General features: G+C 40.7%; 14 protein-coding genes. 2 read left to right on the top strand and 12 right to left on the bottom strand.

Annotation, left to right across the window (positions count from 1 at the left end; all coding sequences use genetic code 11):
• Positions 1-247: 247 nt before the first annotated feature.
• Together PVE40_RS09890 and PVE40_RS09885 are read right to left on the bottom strand one after the other, a co-directional pair.
• On the bottom strand, positions 248-997 hold the full coding sequence (locus PVE40_RS09890; RefSeq protein ID WP_274731760.1) for an acyl-[acyl-carrier-protein] thioesterase: 750 nt from the start codon (positions 995-997) through the stop codon (positions 248-250).
• Between the two features lie 27 nt (positions 998-1,024).
• On the bottom strand, positions 1,025-1,813 hold the full coding sequence (locus PVE40_RS09885; RefSeq protein WP_274731759.1) for an SDR family oxidoreductase: 789 nt from the start codon (positions 1,811-1,813) through the stop codon (positions 1,025-1,027).
• 105 nt (positions 1,814-1,918) lie between these two features.
• Between PVE40_RS09885 and PVE40_RS09880 the strand changes: the two genes are divergently transcribed.
• Complete coding sequence (locus tag PVE40_RS09880) at positions 1,919-3,052, top strand: exonuclease SbcCD subunit D (protein ID WP_274731758.1); 1,134 nt, start codon at positions 1,919-1,921, stop codon at positions 3,050-3,052.
• The gene (locus tag PVE40_RS09875; protein ID WP_274731757.1) at positions 3,049-6,108 is read left to right on the top strand and encodes an AAA family ATPase; all 3,060 of its coding nucleotides are present in this window, start codon (positions 3,049-3,051) and stop codon (positions 6,106-6,108) included. Before PVE40_RS09880 ends, PVE40_RS09875 begins: the two co-directional genes overlap by 4 nt.
• A 54-nt stretch (positions 6,109-6,162) precedes the next feature.
• Here PVE40_RS09875 and PVE40_RS09870 read toward each other — a convergent pair whose 3' ends face one another.
• The 10 genes from PVE40_RS09870 to PVE40_RS09825 all read right to left on the bottom strand — a co-directional run bounded on the left by PVE40_RS09870 (position 6,163) and on the right by PVE40_RS09825 (position 19,825).
• The gene (locus PVE40_RS09870) at positions 6,163-6,573 is read right to left on the bottom strand and encodes a universal stress protein (protein WP_274731756.1); all 411 of its coding nucleotides are present in this window, start codon (positions 6,571-6,573) and stop codon (positions 6,163-6,165) included.
• Between the two features lie 127 nt (positions 6,574-6,700).
• Positions 6,701-7,825, bottom strand: a complete 1,125-nt coding sequence (locus tag PVE40_RS09865; RefSeq protein WP_274731755.1) for a PfkB family carbohydrate kinase — start codon at positions 7,823-7,825, stop codon at positions 6,701-6,703.
• A 96-nt stretch (positions 7,826-7,921) separates the two neighbouring features.
• Positions 7,922-8,410 carry a tetratricopeptide repeat protein gene (locus tag PVE40_RS09860; RefSeq protein ID WP_274731754.1) on the bottom strand — a complete coding sequence of 163 codons (489 nt, stop codon included), beginning with the start codon at positions 8,408-8,410 and terminating at the stop codon, positions 7,922-7,924.
• 82 nt (positions 8,411-8,492) lie between these two features.
• Positions 8,493-9,482 carry a class C sortase gene (locus tag PVE40_RS09855; protein WP_274731753.1) on the bottom strand — a complete coding sequence of 330 codons (990 nt, stop codon included), beginning with the start codon at positions 9,480-9,482 and terminating at the stop codon, positions 8,493-8,495.
• Positions 9,475-10,344, bottom strand: coding sequence for a class C sortase (locus tag PVE40_RS09850; protein WP_274731752.1), 870 nt, complete (start codon positions 10,342-10,344; stop codon positions 9,475-9,477). Before PVE40_RS09850 ends, PVE40_RS09855 begins: the two co-directional genes overlap by 8 nt.
• Positions 10,345-10,447: 103 nt before the next feature.
• On the bottom strand, positions 10,448-12,217 hold the full coding sequence (locus PVE40_RS09845; RefSeq protein WP_274731751.1) for a SpaA isopeptide-forming pilin-related protein: 1,770 nt from the start codon (positions 12,215-12,217) through the stop codon (positions 10,448-10,450).
• Positions 12,210-16,172 carry a Cna B-type domain-containing protein gene (locus PVE40_RS09840; RefSeq protein ID WP_274731750.1) on the bottom strand — a complete coding sequence of 1,321 codons (3,963 nt, stop codon included), beginning with the start codon at positions 16,170-16,172 and terminating at the stop codon, positions 12,210-12,212. Before PVE40_RS09840 ends, PVE40_RS09845 begins: the two co-directional genes overlap by 8 nt.
• A 547-nt stretch (positions 16,173-16,719) precedes the next feature.
• A complete protein-coding gene (locus PVE40_RS09835) occupies positions 16,720-17,937 on the bottom strand; it encodes a CapA family protein (protein ID WP_274731749.1) in 1,218 nt (405 codons plus the stop codon).
• A gap of 111 nt (positions 17,938-18,048) precedes the next feature.
• Positions 18,049-18,756, bottom strand: coding sequence for a hypothetical protein (locus tag PVE40_RS09830; protein WP_274731748.1), 708 nt, complete (start codon positions 18,754-18,756; stop codon positions 18,049-18,051).
• A gap of 94 nt (positions 18,757-18,850) precedes the next feature.
• A complete protein-coding gene (locus PVE40_RS09825) occupies positions 18,851-19,825 on the bottom strand; it encodes an ABC transporter substrate-binding protein (protein WP_274731747.1) in 975 nt (324 codons plus the stop codon).
• Positions 19,826-19,948: the final 123 nt, after the last annotated feature.

The raw sequence follows: 19,948 nt of genomic DNA, 5'->3' as shown, positions 1-19,948 counted from the left end.
TGTATTGCCATCCCTATTATACTCCTGCACGTGATTTTCCGTCATGGCATAGAACGCGGAGCGTTCATAAAGTTTTTTGTACCTATTATTTAAAACGTGCAAGTGGGCCATGTAAAAGTGGTCCACTTGCACGCTTATTGACTTTTTGGTATGAGTGAGTCCTATTTTATAGGCTCACTTGCACGTTTTCGAGGTTTTTGGTATAAGTGAGCGAAAATTTTCGTCTCACTTGCACGTTATTTCTTTTTTACCTTTTTTCCCAAATCATATTCGCGACACAAGCGACTCCGCCACCATTCACAATTTCATGTGCCGTACGAATGGTGCCATCTTCTAAGCTTTCTTGAGACATTCTGCTGGTAATCATGTTTCCGTAACCAACTTCTTTTTCATACTTGATGGTAACTGATTTTACTCGATGCTCCGAATGGAAATCCATATCAATCGTATTGACCATCCAGTCAAAGTATTTGGAATTGTTGACATGCTTGTTTCCATCAATATCCAAGTAGCGGACCCGGAATGGTTGTTCAGAGCTGTTCGCTGCTTGCACGGGTTCTATTTTCGGCTGACGAACCATGGTTCTGATTTCTTCCGCTTGATAAGGAGCCACTAACTCCGGCTGGATTCGAGTGAGCTTACGCGTTTCCATTTCCATAATTCCAAAAGTGGTCAGCACCTCTACCAAGAGATTCTCTTCCTGATCAAAGGCACGGAATACACGATACGTAAAGAAGCGATTGTAGCTCAATGCTTCGGTTTCAATGATTAATGATTCTGACCTTCTCGGCATCCGATTCACTTGGATATAATATTGAATAATAATCCAACTTAATCCTAAGTCTGACATCTGGTCATCGGTATTGCCTAATAAATGACTTTGCATGCCTGATGTTTCCAACATCACATTTATCAAAGCCGGCATGGTCATTTCTTTCTGAATATCGCACTCAAACGTTTTTACTTTATGTTCTTCCCGGTATTTTAAGCCACTCATTTTTGTCTATCGCCTCGTCATTTCTATTTAACTAATTGTTTTTGCCATACCGCCATCTACTAAAAGAGTTTGTCCGGTAATATAACTATTTGCATCCGACAGTAAAAAAGTTACTGCCTTGGCAAATTCAGCTGGTTGCCCCATTCGTCCTAGCGGGATCGTTTGAATCGTTTCTTGCTCAATTTCACTTACTGTTTTATTCGCTTTTTCTGCTTTTCCTTCATTTAATTCATGAATTCGACCTGTTTCAATTGTTCCAGGTCCCACCACATTAATCAAAATACGATCAGGAGCGAGCTCTTCCGCTAATGACTTGGAAAGTCCGACAATGCCGTTACGGAATGTATTGGACAAAATAAGATTGGGAATCGGCCGCTTGATGGAGGTGGATGCGATATTCACGATCCGGCCGCCATCTTTTCTTAAATCTGGCAATACCGCCCGAATGATGCGAATATAGCTGAATAAGTTCAGCTCAAACGCTCGCTGCCAATCTTCATCTGTCATTTCGTCAAAGCTGCCACTTGGTGGACCGCCCGCATTATTCAAAAGAATCTGAATCGTGCCCAGTTGGTTTTGAGTTTCTTTTACTAGCTGTTCAATCTCGTCTGGTTTGGTAATATCGCATGGATGGTAGACCACTCTCCCGCCATTCAAAGCCTCTAACTCAGCTTGTACGTCTTTCAGCTTCGTTTCGTCCCGGCTCGTCAGCATTACGTTCGCGCCTTCTAAAACCAATTCCTTTGCGATCGCCTTTCCTAAGCCTTGGCTGGAAGCAATTACTAACGCATTTTTCCCTTTCAAACCTAAATCCATTTATAACTCCTCCTTCTTCCCTAAAAACTTCATCCGTTTCAGGAATTCTTTTTGTTATAATAGGAATACTCAATACGTTCATTTTACCATAAAGGAGTCCATGAAATGCGAATTTTACACACAGCTGATTGGCATTTAGGAAAAATCGTCAACGATTACTCGATGCTTGAAAATCAGCGTCACTATCTAAACGAGCTATTAGACGCCATTCAATCATTGCAAGTAGAGGCAGTTATTATGGCGGGAGATTTATACGATCGCTCCATGCCGCCGAAAGAAGCAGTCGCTTTGGCGGATGAGATTCTCACCCGCATTGTTACAGAATTGAAAATTCCTCTGCTCGTTATCTCCGGCAATCATGACAGCCAGGAACGTTTGGAGTACGGCTCTCGCCTCTTCACTGAAAACAAGTTGTATATGGAAGGAACGGTAAAGACTTTTACCCGAAAAGTTACCATTCAAGACACGAATTTCTATCTGATTCCTTTTGGTGACCCCGTATCGGTTCGGGAAGTGGTTCAGGAACCATCCATTCGAACGATGGAAGATGTTGCCCGCTATCAAATGAAAAAATTGGCTCCAGATTTTGATCCCACTGCGGTCAACATTCTGGTTTCCCATGGCTATGTCATTAATGGATCAGCTGATTCCATTGAAGAGTCAGATTCGGAGCGGCCGCTCAGCATTGGAACAGCCGAATATGTGCCCGTCGAGTTATTGGAGCATTTTGACTATGTGGCGCTCGGGCACATTCATAAGGCACAAAAAGTGAAACATCATCATGTACGTTACAGTGGGTCGATTTTGAAATATTCCAAATCGGAAGCCCGCCACCAAAAGCAGTCCTTATTACTTGATATTACGAAAGATGACCTTGCAGTCGAACCAATTCTCATCAAGCCATTGCGCGATATGCGGATTCTGCGTGGTACATTTAGCGAATTAATCCAGAGCAGCTCGGATGACTATATTTTCTTTGAATTAGAAGACGATGGAATTATTTTAGATCCGATGAATCAGTTGCGCCGTCAGTACCCACATGCGATGGGGTTAGAATACGTGAATCGGCACGAGGCTATCTCTTCCTCGTTAAACCATACGCAAGCAGATATTGAACAGAAGTCGTTAATGGAATTATTTACCGATTTCTATACGCAGTACACGAAAAACGAACTTCATGCAGAGGATCAGAAAATAATCGAAGCTGCTTTAGCAACCATCGAAAGGAGCCAAGAATGAGACCCCTAAAACTAGAGATTACTGCGTTTGGACCTTATAAGGATAAAACCATACTCGACTTCACCCTCTTCAAAAATCAAAGCTTGTTTTTGGTAAGCGGTCCTACTGGTGCAGGAAAAACGACTATTTTTGATGCCATCGCTTATGCGTTATATGACAATGCAAATGGAGACAGCCGGAATAAAGACACCTTCAAATCGGATTTTGCTTCCGATCTCCATCTTTGTGAGGTTGTTTTTACGTTTGAATTAAATGGCAAGGAATATCGGATTGAGCGCTCCCCTCAACAAATGGGACCTGGTAAACGCGGTTCGAAGAAGTATGAATCGAGGGTAGCCTTTTATCAAGAAGGAAAAGTCACAACGAAAATCAAAGATGCGAATCAGGAAATTGAACAGCTCCTTTCTTTAACCTATCCTCAGTTCAAGCAAATTGTGATGTTACCTCAAGGGGAATTCAAGAAACTGCTGGAGTCGGACAGCCGGGATAAGGAGCAAATCTTCCGCAATATTTTCCATACGGAAGACATCTTAGCGTTTCAAGAAAACCTAAAGAGGCAAGCCGCTGCCTTGAACAAAACGGCAGAGCATGCGCGTGTGGAATTAGCCTCTTCCTTTTCTTATCTTGCTGATTTACAAGACGAAACCCTTGATAAAGCAAAAGAACAAGAAGATGCAGAGGCAGCGATGGCCCGATTAAAGAACATCCAGAACGAACTGATTCAAAAAGAAGGTTCCCTAAAAGCAGACTTCCTTGAAAAACAAACTAAACTAAAAGAAATTGAAAACCAACAAAATGAAATCGAAAAGTATCTGCAGCTGAAGAAAGAGCAAGAATGCTTGGAGGCAGATTCTGCGCACTATCACCAACTAGCCTTACAGGTGCTTGCTTTCGAAAAGGCACAAATTTGTTTGGAAGCTAAACAGAGATTCCAAAAAGAGAAGGATGCTCTCACTCAATTAGAGGAACGATTAGCAATGGAACAGGAACAGCAAGGTAGCCTTGTAACAGAACTTGCTGCAAAGAATGAAACGTTTGAAGCGCTCGCTGCCGACTTCACCCTACTGCCAGAATGGCGCAAAACAGAAAAACAACGATTCGCCCAAAAAGAGCAATTCGAAAAATTACACAATCAATTGGCAGAGCGACAAGAAATAGAAGAACTTCAAAAGCAAACGGAATCTTGTTTAGAACTTGTGGCCACCCAGCTAACCGCTCAAAGAGAGCAACAAGTCAGCATTCAAAAGCAAGTTGAGGAAAATCTTCATGCTCAAAAAGAACTTGCGCTTCAAAAAGAACGGTATGCAAATGGACAACAAGAATGCCAAAAATTAGAGCGCAGATGGAACGATTTAGAAAATTTAACGAATGTCCTACTCCAACATCAACAAGCGGTTGAAGAGATGTATCAAGCGCAAACACAAGCAGAAAGAAACAATCAAGATTTGATGCAAAAGCGGATCCTCTACTACAACAACTTAGCAGGCATGCTTGCACACGATTTAGTAGACGGAGAACCTTGCCCTGTGTGCGGAGCACTGGAGCATCCACAGGTTGCTATCTCCATTGAAGGAGCACCTACACAGGTCGAGTTGGAAGAATTACAAAACCAAAACGATGAGGCGCAGCGTCACTTCGCTGAAAGTTCTTCTCTTGTTGGAAGCTTGCAGAAGCAAATTTCCCAACTAGAAGATATCCTCTCTCTAGAAGCAAAAGATGCAGCTTCGGAGCAAGAAAAAGCAGTTGCCGCCTGGAAAGAAAAAGCCGAAAGCCAAACAAGAATCCAAACTGCTATCACCGAGCTAGAACAGCAATTGGAGCAGCAGGATGCTCTCTTCCAAACTCAAAAAGAAGTAAAAGAAGCGGAACGAGAGTATGAACTCCAACAACGTGAATTGCAAACTAAACTAGGAACGTATCAAACAACGGTTGAAACGCTCACTTCTCAGATTGCCACTTTGGAAGAAGAGCTTGCTCCTCTTGATTTCGAAGAGATTCAAGAGGAGTTGCTAGCCTTGTCAAATCGTATTGCGGAAACTGAACAAGCACACCCCTTAGCCAAAGCAGAGATTGATGCGTTAGAAAAAAGTCTGGCCGCAAAAACAAGTACCCTTCAATCTCTTACAGAACAAATAGAAGAAACGAATAAGCGTATAGATGATGCTCTTCTAGACTTTAAAAATCAGCTCAAGAAAGCACAGTTAGAAGAGGACTTTGAGGCTTCATTGTTGCCAGAGGAAGAAGCGGTGAAAGTGAGAGAAGAATGTACCACTTATCAAGATGCTGTGAAGATGAACCAAAAAAATGTAGAAGACCAGCAAGACGTGCTCGCTCATTTTGCAGCAGACATTACCAGTGAAAATTTGGCAGAAGAAAAGGCGCTCGTCATACAACAATTAATAAAACTGGAGGAATCTCTCAATCAAACCCGCATGCAGATTCAGATTGCCGAAAGAGGTCACCTTTCCATTCAGTCCATCTATCAAAAGTTAAGTACAAGCTTAACGAAGTATCAACGGGTACAAAAACTATCTGAAATTGCAAATGGCACATCCAAAGAAACCGGCCGCATGTCCTTTGAACGCTATGTATTGGCTATATATTATGAAGAGATTGTTAGAGCAGCAAACGTCCGCTTGCAGCAAATGACAGCTGACCGTTATCTTTTGATTCGAGCAGAAGAACCAGGTAAAGGTGCTGGGGCAAAAGGATTGGAGCTGGATGTATTTGACCACTATACCGGTCAGAGCCGAAGTGTAAAAACTTTATCTGGAGGGGAAAGTTTCAAAGCTTCTTTAGCTTTGGCATTGGGTTTAAGTGATGTGATGCAGCAGCAAAGTGGCGGGACTCAGATTGATACCCTCTTTATTGATGAAGGGTTCGGAACACTTGATTCAGAATCACTCGATCACGCGATTCAAACCTTGGTAGAACTAAATGCACGGGGGAGAATGGTGGGAGTTATTTCCCATGTAGAGGAACTGAAAATGCGAATTCCTGCGCATATCAGAGTCAGCCACTCGCCACAAGGAAGTCATGCTGAAATAAAGGTATAAAAATAAGCCTGCACCAAAACGCTTTCGTTGCGCTTTGATGCAGGCTTTATTTTCTTATCGAGCAATCAGCACATCACAGCGTGCATGCTTTGTTACGTAACTTGTAACTGAACCAATAATCAACTTGGCGATTCGCCCTTTTCCAGTTGCACCCATGACAATTAAATCGATATCCCAATCTTTCACGAGTTCTTCTGCAATTAATTTCTTAGCATCTCCATGCTTAATGGCTTTATGGATTGGAACGTGTTCTCGTTTGGCATGGTTATCTAATGCAGTAAACAAATTTTCTTTCTCACGTTGAATGTCTTCTGCTTCTTTTGGATTGTCTTGTTTATCTACGATGGTTACCAGATGTAACTCCGCTTGGTTCCGCTTGGCAATTTGCACAGCTTTCTTAAAGGCATTGATGGACTGTTGTGAACCGTCAACTGTTACTAAAATTCGTTGGTACTCCCGACTCATTCGACTCAACTCCTTTCGCTAAAAAAGAAACCGCTTTCCACATCTCTATTTTACCGTATCTGATGCCAAAGTGAAATGAAAAATGGTTCTCGCCATCCTTTATAGGACTGCAAGAACCACTCGAACATCAAATTCCTTCGAATTCTATTTCGCCAAAATCTTTAATGTCTTTTTCTAAAACCGATTGTGATAATTCGTGTCGTACTTTGTGAAGAGATTTGGTTGTCTTCGCTGCATTTACAATTCCTGTCATAATGACATCAATCAAGTTTTTCGTTTGTAAGTAACGGTACATCATCCCGGAAATTAAGGCTTCGTTCGTTCCCCATACGTAGCTGTCTGAATCTGCATTCCGAAGATCAAAACGAATCATGCCGTGTTTTTCGCTCGCATATTGTACGCACTTACTGCGATCGGTAATGATGACATGGTCTGCTCCCATCTTCAAATAACGGTTGAGCGCATCACGCAGAGCAGCGTCACTATCAATCTTCATATTAAAGTACATTTCGGTTTCGCTTTGCGTAGTTGCGAACATTTTAATTCCTTTTAGGCTGTCAGGAATATTGTGCGACTTCAATACGGAAACCGTAATTAATGCGACTGGTATTTTATTTTTACTAACCATATCCAGCAACATCTCTAGTGTCTCGCGTGGTACATTGGTGTCTACCACAATCGCTTTCGCTTGTTTTAACAAGGAGCTATGTTTCATAAGCCAGTTTGGCGTCATGCGGTCATAAATTTCCATCTCAGAAAGACCGAGAACCATCTCACCTTTTTTATCTAAAACTTCCATGTACGTCCCTGTAGAATAACCGGCAATTTCTTCTATCTCACTCATCTTCACAAGTGGGCGCATGGTTTCTTTTAGCTGCTCTGCTTCTTGGTCTTTCCCCAAAAGACTAAGCAGGACAACATCTTCTTGAAGTCTACCAAGATTCTCTGCCACACTTAGGGCTACCCCGCCACAGGAGGACTGGGAAGTAACTTTATTCGATTCACCCATCATTAAATCATTCTCAATAAAGTAACGACGATCGATTGCTGCCGCACCAATACAAATAATAGGTCTTGTTTCGTTAACCACATATGCTTTTCCTAATAAATAGCCACGTTTTACTAAACCTGAAATGATATTGGCAACTGCTGGACGGGATAAACCAACTTTATCTGCCAACGCTTGTTGGGATATAAAGGGATCCTCTTTGATATATGCAAATACCTTGGATTCTTTCTCATTTAGTGCCATATAACATTCCCCTTGTCTCGCTTGTTATTTCAATATATTCTGATGAACACAACTTCTTATTCTATCAGTTTTTGGCTTGTTTTTCTATTTCGTTCTTTATTTATTCATCTTGTGCTTATATTCAAGAGCTTTCTGAGCGTACTCTTTGCTTTTCTTTGTTTTCCCGGCTGCTTCTAAGAGTTTGCTGCCTTCCATGTAGAGCGTGAAAAATCCACTCCAGTCATCTGGTGCGTGTTTTTCACGGTACAAAATTTCCTCCTCTACCAATAGCAAGGCTGTTGTCAAATCTTCTAGGTCTCTGTTTATCACAATCAATTGACGAATCATCCCTAGTTCAAATTTGATATTATTGGCTTTTTTTGCATTTAATCGGCCTTCTTCAAAGCATTGCCTTGCGCCATCTAAATTTCCTTGTGCACTGTAGTTCATGCCTAAACCGTAGACAATCCGTTGATATAATTCATTTTCCTTATCATCCAGTAAGTAGAGAGCTTCCAGAAACATCTCTTCTGCTAATGCATTGTTTCCTTCATCATGATGGGCCAGTGCGCGATTCACCAATTCGGTTACGTCTACCTTGGTCATCTCATTCACCCTTATCGGTATTTTGTTAATTCTATTTTATCATGATATAGGTGTTAAACAAAATGAACAAGCTAACAAATGTTTATTTGACCCTATATTTGTTATAAAATCCGTTTCGAATAATCAGAAAGGTAGTAAAAAGCAAAGCAGCGACTCCAACAACGTTTATAACCCTATTCACTACGAGTTGAAGTCTCACTTTTAACTCAATTGAAGGGTCGGTAAACTTCAAAAAGGTCTTAACAATTGTTTCCTTATTAAAGTGAACACTTTGTTTTACTGCAGCATCCTCTTTTTGGAATAATCCGCTATAGCTCGCAGTTGCAGAAACGATTAAATTTTTGCGAGCTGTATAGATTGCTGTTTCATTCGCCAGTACGCGTTTTGCATGGACGAAAATTCTTTGATTATTGATGCGATAAGGATGACAAGACAATAAAGTCAACCAATCTTCCCCTTTTTTTATTTCGAGAGGTGAAGGGTCATCTGGAGAACCAATCTCTGTCCCCACTACTTCATAAGTTAATACATTTTTAAGCATGGTAACGGTGAAGCGATCTCCTGGCAGGAGTAAATCAATATGCCGAAAGTAATTTGCACCTGCATAACCCCGGTGTCCAGATAGAACCGCATGCGTGCTCTCTCCTCCTAACGGGAAGGACGTACCACTCACGGTAGCGATGCCCTTTGCTAAGTGTTCGTTGGTTGCGCCGTAATAAATAGGAAGTCGTTCACCAATTTTAGGTATATCGATATATCCAATCATTTCTTCTTGAATATAAACTTCAGGAACAGACAAGTAGTCTGGAGCCACCTCGTTAATAAATGGATCGGAGTAATCAAACGACTGGATTAGAGCGGAGGGTTCTTGCTTACTAGAAGAAATGGTTACAGGTTCATTTGTTACGAAGAATTCTTCTTGTTTCAGCACGGTCTCTACGCTATTTTGATAAGCAACCAAATTCGATTCGATTTTAAGCTCCTGGTAGAAAATACGCATTTGTGGAAGAAGGATGATTAAAACACCTATATTGAAGAGCCACAAGGAACGATTCTTCCTTCTCTTATTCATGACCTTCACCCCTTTTTTTCCTTCTATGAATGTAGAAAAAGACCATAGAAACGAGAACAAAGATACTTGCCAGATAAACACCTAAATAAGAGTGGTTTTCGGCTACTTTTTTCATAATTTTTTGTGTGGTAAGTGGCGATTCTTGGGGTGGAGCCACATAGGGAATACGAATACCTGTAATAAGTAATCGGTGGCTGTTTACCATATAGGGAGTACAGGTGATTAGCGTTACCAAGTCTTTTCCTGCTTGGATCTTTAGTGATTCCGTTTCATGAGGGAGAACGGTTTTGATGGTTTGAACTTGGTAGGCTAAGATTCCACCTGCTGAATGGATATAAAACAAATCGCCTTCCACTAAGTCGACGATGTTACTAAAAAGCTCTGCATTGGGTAATCCTCGATGACCCGTCAGAGCAGCATGCGTGCCTACTCCTCCTACTGGCATTGAACTGTTGCCTAATAAACCGATTCCCCTTTGAAGAATATAGTCGGTTGTTCCATCGTAAATAGGAATATCAATGCCAATCTTAGGGACTTCAATATGTCCCAACGGATCGCCTAAACGTTCATCCACTTCAGGACTACGGTTTATTGGTTCTGCCTCATTTTCTGCAAAAGGATCCACGTAGTCTTTTCCTGCATCGCTGAGTGACTCATTATAAGCTTGGAATCTTTCTAATTCCAACTCCTTTAGTTGGTCATCGGTTTCTTCTTGGTTTTTTTGGTAGGAAAGGATAATCATCGCATGGGAGTACTGTGAATAGAGATTACTAAGGTTTGGAAATAAGAAAATTCCTAATCCAAGCAAAAATACAAAACCAATAAATAGCTTTTGGCGGTTTTTTGATTTTTTTTGTTTCATGGGCTCCACCTTATTCTGATCAATTTTGTTTCTGCTCATCAAAGGATTTTTAATAAAAGTCCTTTGATGAACAGGCGAGTCACAGCTCGCCTATTCAAGTCGTTTATTCTTCTTCTTTCTTGTAGAGTTTAACCGCTCCGGCCATCATCCCAATACCAGCAATAGTAAAAGCAATCGTTCCCATACCGCCTGTTTCTGGTAAGCGGATCTGCGTTTTATTCATTACTTCTGTCGGTCTCTTTAAGTTAAAGCTGTCTCTTGTAACAGAGAATTTAACGTCTGGACTGAGCATATGTCCTGGTAAAGCTACACGTTCTTCTAAATAGTACGTTCCCATTGACAGTCCCGTCACTTCAAACGTACCATTGTCTCTAGAAGTATATTTCATTGCTGCATCTGTAGCTGTACTCCACGTATGATCTTGTTGCAAGTAATGCTTCTCGTCGCCAACAAATTTATATACCCAGAATTGTGCGCCGGCAAAGTTGTCCAATTTTTTACTGTTGGAAACTTTATCAAACTTGTGTCCGCCCGTCCAAGCATATGGTGGTTTCTCCATTGTTCTTGAATCCAAACCAGAACCGTTGTTGAAGTCCAATGTGAAGTTATTCGGTATCAAAGCACCCATTAAAGCTGTTTTATTGATTTTTGTTTCAAAGGTAATATGCAATATTTCACCTGCATATTCTTCTAGTTTTGTTACATCAAGATCAAGCACGAGCTTCCCACCGCCTAATGTGTCCGGATATTCAGAACTTCCCTCTTTGACCATTTCCACTAGAATCTGATCATTTACCTTGAGAATAATATTCCCTACGTAATCCAAACGAGAATCGAGGATATCTGTCAAACGGAACAGTTCGTAATCATCTATATCAGAAGGAATTCGTGTACTAATGTCCCACTCAACCATTTCATTGAGGTTAGCAGAGTCATCATCGTCGTCATCATCTTTATTATCTTTTATTGGATTCGGCAATGTGTAGTTTTCGAATTTTCCATCTACGCCGTATTCAATGTTTATTTCAATCGATGCTTCTTCATCGGTTAAATCCTCATCATGGTCGTCATTGGTCACTTCAAAATGAATCAAATCTTCATTAATTCCATAAGGATCCGTTACCTGCGTTTCCATTGCGTAATAATGACCTGTTTCCAAACCTTTTTGTTCAGCTGTAAAAAATACTCTGCCTTCGTCGTCCGTTTCTACGGTTTCAATTAAGAGGTCATCTTCGCCCATTTCTTTCCATAGTTCAAATGTAGCGGTTGCATCCTTTTGATGTTTGCTCTTTTCAAAGTATTTATAGAAATCTACCGTCGCAAGAATCAAACGATTTTTAGGATACACGTGTACATCTTCTAACCACTCTGTTCCATCAGCTGTTGTCATTGGGACATCCACTAAAAAGGATTCAGAAGTGTAATTTACACCGTGTGGCAGATTGTCTGTATTTTCAACCACTAAATACCGTCCAGCGGGCAGATCATTGAATTCGAGCAATCCTTCTTCTCCTTCTACAGAAGAAGTAATTCCTGATTGGTAAGGATCCCCAGCTGGTTTATCCGTACTTCTGGTCCAATCTTCCACTTTATAAATGTCGAACATGATTCCACCTAGTCCTTTGGTATCGGGAGTGGTAAATTCTGACCCATTATGGTTTCCGTCAAAGTTAGGTTTCTCGTCTTTGTTGAATTGAAGCTTATGAATGATTAAATTTCCAGTTTCCGGTCTGCGTGTATCCGTTTCTTCTGTTGGTGGGTTGTGGCCTCCACCTAACACTTCTGCGGCCGTTGCACTTGCCGGAGCCAGTGCTCCTGCTAAAATCATAGTGGAAAATAACGCCGTTGCAATTCGTTTATTATTCTTATTCATCTTTACTCTCTCCTTTTTCTGCTTTATTAGTGGATTTCTTAAAGAACATTCCTGCGCCAATCATCAACCCTAAACCGATCACTGAAAATAAGGTTGTTCCCATCCCTCCTGTTTCCGGTAAGACCGATTTCGAAATATTCTTCACCACAAGAGGTTGTTCCTGCGTAATGAATGTTCCGTCTTCTGTACTCACAACTATTTTTTCTTTTATTTTCTTCACCACAATCGTGATTGGCTTATCCATTAAGTTATATCCTTCTGGAGCTCTCACTTCTTCCAATTGATAGGTTCCCATTACGAGATCCTTAAATTGAATTTCTCCATTTTGAGTATCCATTTCTTCTGCGTAAGCTACAAATGCACCTTCCGATTGGGTTAAACGAGTAAGCTTGAAGGTGACCGGTTCTTGTATGTTCTGCCCGAAGAAGTCTACCTTCCGTATAAATACATTTCCTGTTAGGAGACGGTTCGTGAGCTGAAGTGTTTCAAGATTGTAATCAGCTGCGTAATTTGGAACAGCAGCTTCTTCTACCCGATACTGATAAAACGTTCCACTTCGATCAGTTGCATCTTGTTCACCAAAGTTATACATCCATTTCCCATTCGTTCCCGCTGTCACATTCAGCGTTTGAATCAGCTGTTCTTTCTCTTCCCCAGAAAGCTTGCGGTAAAGGCGAAGAACAATACTTGTTGGCCGAAAAGTTTCAAAAGGATCCTCCCATTTTTTCATGCCATCGAGGTGTACTTTCGGAGTAAGATAGGTATTTGTAATCGTCATTCCTGTTACCTTTTTCTCATAACCTGGAACCGTTATCGGGGTACCTTCTTCATCCACTTCATCCACCGTATATATGATTTCTTTACCGGTCTCATTCTTCACCAGTTGTTTATCCCATTTAACAGTTACCTGATGCTGGCCGATCGGTGTAATAACTGTTTGCGGAACTCCTACTGGTTCTCCGTCAGCGTAAAGCTGAATGAAAATCGTTGGTTTTTCGGTTGGTCCATCCACCCACTTCTTCGTCGCTTCTATTAGTTGTTGATTATTAGTATTCCTAATAACCAACGGATTGCTAGGGAGTATTTTATTTTTGCTATCTTTTACGACCACGGAGATTTTGCTTCCTGAAAGACTTACTTCTACAGCATAGACAGCAGGATCTTTGGTATAACCATCAGGACTATCGGTTTCCGTTAACGTATAGGTTCCTACCTTCAACCCTGAAAAGGTAACGCGACCAGCCTCATCAGTCATCAATGTTTGAACGACCGTCTCTCCTTGTTTCAATTGGAAAGTAGCTTGTAACGTGGGATCTGTTCCTTTAATGGTGATCCCCTTTTCATCTCGCTTCTCAATAATCAAAGACCCTTTTTTCAGAGTATTTCTCAAATTGTAGCCAGAAGTCGTCAGTACGTAGCCAGCTGGTATATCTATTTCCTTGACAGTATACGTATAATATTTCCCGAAATTATTAAAGGCAGGTAATTGATTAAACGTATAACTTTGTGCTTGTTTTATTTGTGCTTGTAGTTGGACTGTTTTTTCAGGTATGTCTTGATAGTTAGTGGTTGGGATTTTTCTTTGAAGTTGGAGGGAAATCACTTCGGGGCGATCCTCTGGTGTATCATCTACCCACGTCTTCAACCCACTTACTGATACACCTGGAGCTTTAATGGATGGAATAGGAAAGTTTAGTTTTTGAGTGGGAGTAGTTGATGTTGGAGTAAGGGTGGTTATTCCGTTGGTTTGGTAGTAGAATTCTGGTTGGAAATTTGGATCTTCTGTCTTTATATGTATGGTATATTTCAGATTGATCCATTCATCCTCACCAAGTTTCAAATTGTTGATAGTAATCTGTTCATTCTCATCTGCTGAAATAATCAGGTCAGACAGTTTTAGCCCTGATGATCCGGTTAATTTGTAATCTTCTGGTAGGAACTCATTGTCGCTTCCTTTATCAAGGAGAATCATGTTGCCCATTGGATCTTCCACTGAACCATTAGTGATGGTCTTAGAAATTTGGCTCGAGATATTGGCTAATAGCTGGCTGATTTCATTTACTTGAGCAGCATTGTAAAATTTGCCAGGACTGGCAATATTTTTCATTACATTTAAGGCTTCCTGTTGTGTTGCACCTGCTCCTGCATTTATTTGAATCCCCAGTCCATATATCACTAAGCCTGCATTCTTCATTAATACCGCCTGTGACATCGTTGCCCAACCATGATTGAGAACTTCATACCCATCAATGGAATAGGTCTTTTTCCCTAGGCCTAGAAACCCTTCATACAAATCGAAAGTCGTTCCATCGCCTAGAATTATGTTACTAAAAGTTGTGCCTCTTTTTGTTGGTGCAGAAATCCCATAGTTCACGATTCCATCTGTAGGAGTGTTGTCAATCGATTGTGTCGCCTTTGAACTGTACGTTGGCACCCCGTCACTAATTACTACAATAACTTTCGTTTGTGCAGTACTGGTACTCATAATATCTGCGGCTTTACTTAATCCGCTCTGAGTATTCGTACCTCCACCGTTCGCGTACGTCGGTAATTTGTTTTTTAAGCTCTCACCATTCGTAGTAAAGGAATAGTGGGAATACTCATCGATTAACTTTTCACCAAAGGTTACTAAGGCCATTCGGATTTGATTACCTGAGTTAGTGGTTGCATTTAGTAAACCATCAATAAAGGTCTTTGTGGCATTTTTTGCGCTCGTAAATCTTCCAGAATCTCCCATCGAATTAGAGTTGTCGTATACAATCACAATATCGATTGTCTGAGTAGACTCGATTGATTTACCTTGAACTTTTAAGTTGATATCATATTGTCCCGGAATACTTGTTTTAGTTGCATACTTGGTTAGATACGCTTCCTTGTATTCCCAGAGTTGCGGATTATAGTTTCTGATATTGTAATCACTTTGCGTATAGGTAAGGGGGTAGATTCCATTAATAGGATTGTTTGTATAAGCGGGTGTAGGTGTGGTGGTTCTTAAAGCCATGGGATTGTTCGGTGGGACTACTACTTGGTAGGTTGGTACGGGAGACCACGGAAAAGCTTGAGTTTCTACTGAAGCTACTGGATTCTCAGGATTCTCTGTTACTATAATGGGGTCCTGCTCCGTTTTCTCTTCCTCCATAATTACTTCGGCTTTTTCCGGTTCTTCTAAAGGCGCTGCTATTTCTTCTGATGTTGGTTCTTCTAAAGGAGGGGTTGGTTCTTCTGTTGTTGGTTCTGCACTCTCAATCTCATCTGTTTCAGGTGTTGAAATAGCTTCATCGTTAGCTTCTTCTGTTGGAGATGTTTCAACTGGAGCGGGCGTCTCGATCACGGTCTCTTCAGGTTCTTCAATTGGTGTTTCTATGGGTGTTGATTCTTCCTCAACTGGCAAATCTTCAATCAGTGGGGGAATTTCTATTTTTGGTAAGGGAATGGTAAATGTTTTGGTTTGTGGTGAGGTATGAATGATGAGGGGTGATGCATTTTCTTCTGTAACGATGGCTGCTGCCATTTTGAGGGAAACTTCTGGGAGGGTAGAATCCAGAATATCCGTTACAAAAGTGATTTGTTGGGTTGCAGCTTCAAGGGTGAAGCTTTCTTTTTCTAGCTGGAGAATCCCTTCAATCGTTTCCACTCTACTATCAGTATGAATGGTGTGCGGCTGACTTAATCCCCCACTCCCAACATCTACTTCTAATCTTTGCGTAGTAGCCGCTTGGGATGGTTGTTTACTCAGATGAACGACCCATTCAATTTTTTTACCGTCATCCGTTAATTTCGCTTGGACGGTAGCCGATCCATCTGGTCCTTCATAGAGAACCGAATCGATGAGTGGTTCAATTTCTGATGCTAATGCAGTTATACTCGTAAATGTTTGAAAGAAATTCGGCAGGATTAGCACTACCGTCATCAGCCAGAGCAACATCTTGTCCAGAAATTCGATACGTTGACGCATCTTTGTTCCTCCTTTACTTTTCAATAAGGCATAGAGATAGACGAGTGACAAAAAGCCTGCAATTAGTAACTGATTCATAATCATTTTATAGGAATTTTATTGAAAGATTAAAATTTGGAGAAATGCGCTTCTTCCATGCCGTGGGGGTAAAAAAGGCATATGAAGGGTGTGGGGAAAAGAAAAGAAGAATGCACTTCTCCAAACCTGCCTGTATAAAGGCATAATAATAGGGATGCCGCGTAAAGGAGTTGCATGTATTCTTACTGACGAGTGCTGAAAATAAGTGTAGATAAATCGAAAATAGATAGAGGGTAAAACTGAGGGTATGTTGCATGTTTCAGTTGAGGATTTTCATTAATTAAGGATGGACTCATTATACTCATAATTTTTTAATAATACAATAGCAAAACAAACATTTGTAATTATTTTTTTACACTTCTTTCTATCTTTCACAAAAAACAGCCTAAAACCCTATTACAAAGGGGTTTTAAGCTGTTTTCATTTCAATGAATTTACTTTTATTTCGTTTATCTTATCAACATATGTTCTAATTTAACTTGATTAAAAATTCAGCTGGAATAATTTCATCTACAATCGCTTGATAATTCTCCGGTGAAATAACAATTCCATTATAACCATTGAGACCATGCTGTGCGGCTAATTCAGGTGTATACTCATCGAGATAATAAATCTTAAAATCCCGTCTTGTTCCTTCAATATCTTCTAACTTCGCACTGTAGTGGCTGACTGTTGGTCGGAATTGAACATTTTCCAATCGCGTTTCTTCTTCATTTACTACAAAATCAAAAGAAATCATTCCACCAAGCGTATTGAAATCTTCTAAAGAATGAGCAATTAGATTTCCTAGAGAGTACACAACCAACATTTCATTCCCATTCACTCCCGTTCGCCATTCAATGGGTTGAATGATGTGAGGATGTGTCCCAATCACGACATCTACTTCCAAGTCCGCAAATAATTGAGCGTAAGTATCTTGGAACTCATTAATGACTGGTGTATTTTCATCCCCCCAATGCGCAGAAACAATGACTACATCACTAACTTCTTTCGCCTTTGCTACATCTTCACGAATCTTGGCTTCATCAAAGTACGACACGCGCCAATCTGTATCAGGCATAATTCCATTCGTCCCATATGTATAAGCCAAGAAAGAAAAAACAACGCCATTTCGTTCAATTGTACGAACAGTATTACGGTCTTCTTCACTCAAATAAGCTCCGGTAAAGATTAAATCATTAAACTGACTCCATACTTCAATCGCATTTATTGCTCCTGGAACATCGTAATCCAATGTATGGTTGGTTGCGCCATTAATGAGGTCGAAGCCTAATTCATACATATCCGTTGCCATTTCTTCGGGTGTGTTAAAAGCTGGATAGCCGGAGTAAGGATATTCCGGACCTGCCAAAATCGTTTCTTGATTCAAGAAAGCCAAATCTGCATTCCCTACCGCTTCAGCAAGGCCTTCATAAATCGGACTGAAATCATAACTTCCATCCGGCTGCTCCATCGCTCGGTAAATAGAATCATGAATTAAATTATCACCTACTCCGACAAAAGAAATACGAGTTTCAACCGGCTCTTCTGGTTCTTCCGATTCACTTGATTCTTGTGCCTGACTTTCTACTATTTCTATTGATTCTTCCGTTGATACTTCTGTTCCCTCCGACTCAACTTCCGTAGTACCGTTAGGAGTACACCCAAGCAGTGCCAATCCTGCAAGGATGGGAATCCATTTCTTCATGTTCATTCCTCCAAATTTTCATTGTTCTCATTATAGTGAAATAACATCCATTCTTCAATACAATAAAAAATAGACAGTGTACTATAAAAATTAGCACACTATCTATTTGGTTTAATTTGGCAAAGTATTGGTTGCTAAGAAACGCCGATGCGCCAAGAATACACCTATTATTCCTACAAGTAAGACGAGCCACATATCGACATGAAATACAGTAATCTGTAAGCGTAGGATCACATAAGGAATCAGGAAAGTCACACCAATTCCAACGATGTTCATGAATTCCTGTTTGCGGAATTCTGGCGAATTTAACGTGAACAACAGCTTCGCGCTACGCTTTCTTCGAAACAAAAGCACATAGAAAACAGAAAGAAAGATAGAAGCAAGGAACATACCTACTGCACTAAAGGGAATAGGATAAAGGAATGCATCAATTAAAGAGTAGCCAAACCAAGCAGATAGCAAGAAAGTAAAAAATGCATATCCGATTAGATATAAGGAAAGTGCATATAAGGGAAACTGATACCGCTCCTGGAAGATGGTTACAGGAGAAAGGGATTTGATATCCTGGATGATCCGTTCAACGAACAAGGCGTGATCGGTTCCGAGCCGTTCTTCGGCTCGTTTTCCATCCAACTGTGCTTCTCTAATTTGCAGCAAAACCAACTTATCGACCTCTTCCTTTGAAATGAACTTCCCTAATTCAGGAGAGCGCTCGATATGCAGTTTGCATTGTTGATAATACTTTTCATTATGCGGCAGCAATTCTTCAGGAGATAGTTGTTGCATAAAACGTGTAGGAATGACATATCTGTTTAGCATAACCAGTACCTTCCTTTCATGCGTTTTAATCCACTGCAGTTACCTTTACCCTATTATAGCCGAGACGTATCGAAAACTATAGAAATTTGCCCACCTATTCAGGTACCTTGATGCTGGCTGGGTCAATCCCTAATGCTTCAGCCATTTCTTCATTAATAACAAGTTCGAGATTCGTAGAAGACTCTACTGCTAGGCTTGCCGGATCAGCATCGTTCTCTATGATTTCAAGCGCCATTTCCCCTGTTTGACGGCCTAATTCGTAGTAATCAATTCCATAAGTCGCAAGTCCGCCCGCTAAAACTTGGTCAGTGGAAGCAGCGACAACTGGTATTTGATAGTCTTTGGCTACCTCTGCTACCGTTGCCATAGTGCTTGCTAGTGTGTTGTCCGTCGGGATATAAATTCCTTCTACATCTTGAGCGAGGGATTCCATTGCTTGTTGTACTTCGTTGGTTGAAGAAACAGTAACTGAGTTGACTGTTTTTCCATTTGCTTCTAAAATCTCAGTCGCCTGGTCTGCTTGAATTAAGGAATTTGGCTCACTTGAGTTGTAGATAATTCCGATGTTTTGGGCTTCAGGAACTACCGACAAGAGTAAGTTGATTTGTTCTTCAATAGGACCTGCATCCGTTGTCCCGGTAATATTCCCTCCAGGCGCTTCTAAACTTTCTACCAATCCAGCATCAACCGGATCCGTTACTGCTGTAAATAGGATCGGAATTTCTTTTTCAATATTGGCTAATGACTGGGCAGATGGTGTCGCAATCGCTAGTATTAATTCATTCTCTTGACTTAAACGTTCAGACATCGTTTGGAGATTAGCCTGATCTCCTTGCGCATTTTGATAATCAACTTGTAAATTCTCACCCTCTACATAACCAGCCTCTTCCAATACATCAATAAATCCTTCTCGGGAAGCATTCAAGGATTCATGGTCCATTAATTGTAAAATACCAATTTGAATCTCTTCTTCTCCACTTGCGGCTTCACCTTCATTACCGCTGCATGCTCCTAATAAAATAGTTGTCCCTAATAAAATTCCTGTTTTCCATCCTGTATTCTTTTTCATTATTATTTCCTCCTATACGTTGATGAGTTGAAAATCCATACAAAAAGAGGCTGGGACAAAAGCCCCAATCCTAAAAAGTTCCACACCATCGAACGACTAAATGGTGTGGAACTTTTTTTACTT

Origin of the sequence: Jeotgalibaca caeni, from assembly GCF_028863945.1 — a bacterium.
GTDB classification, from domain to species: domain Bacteria; phylum Bacillota; class Bacilli; order Lactobacillales; family Aerococcaceae; genus Jeotgalibaca; species Jeotgalibaca caeni.
The sequence above is the reverse complement of the archived record's forward strand: the minus strand, read 5'-3'. Positions and strand labels throughout refer to the sequence as shown.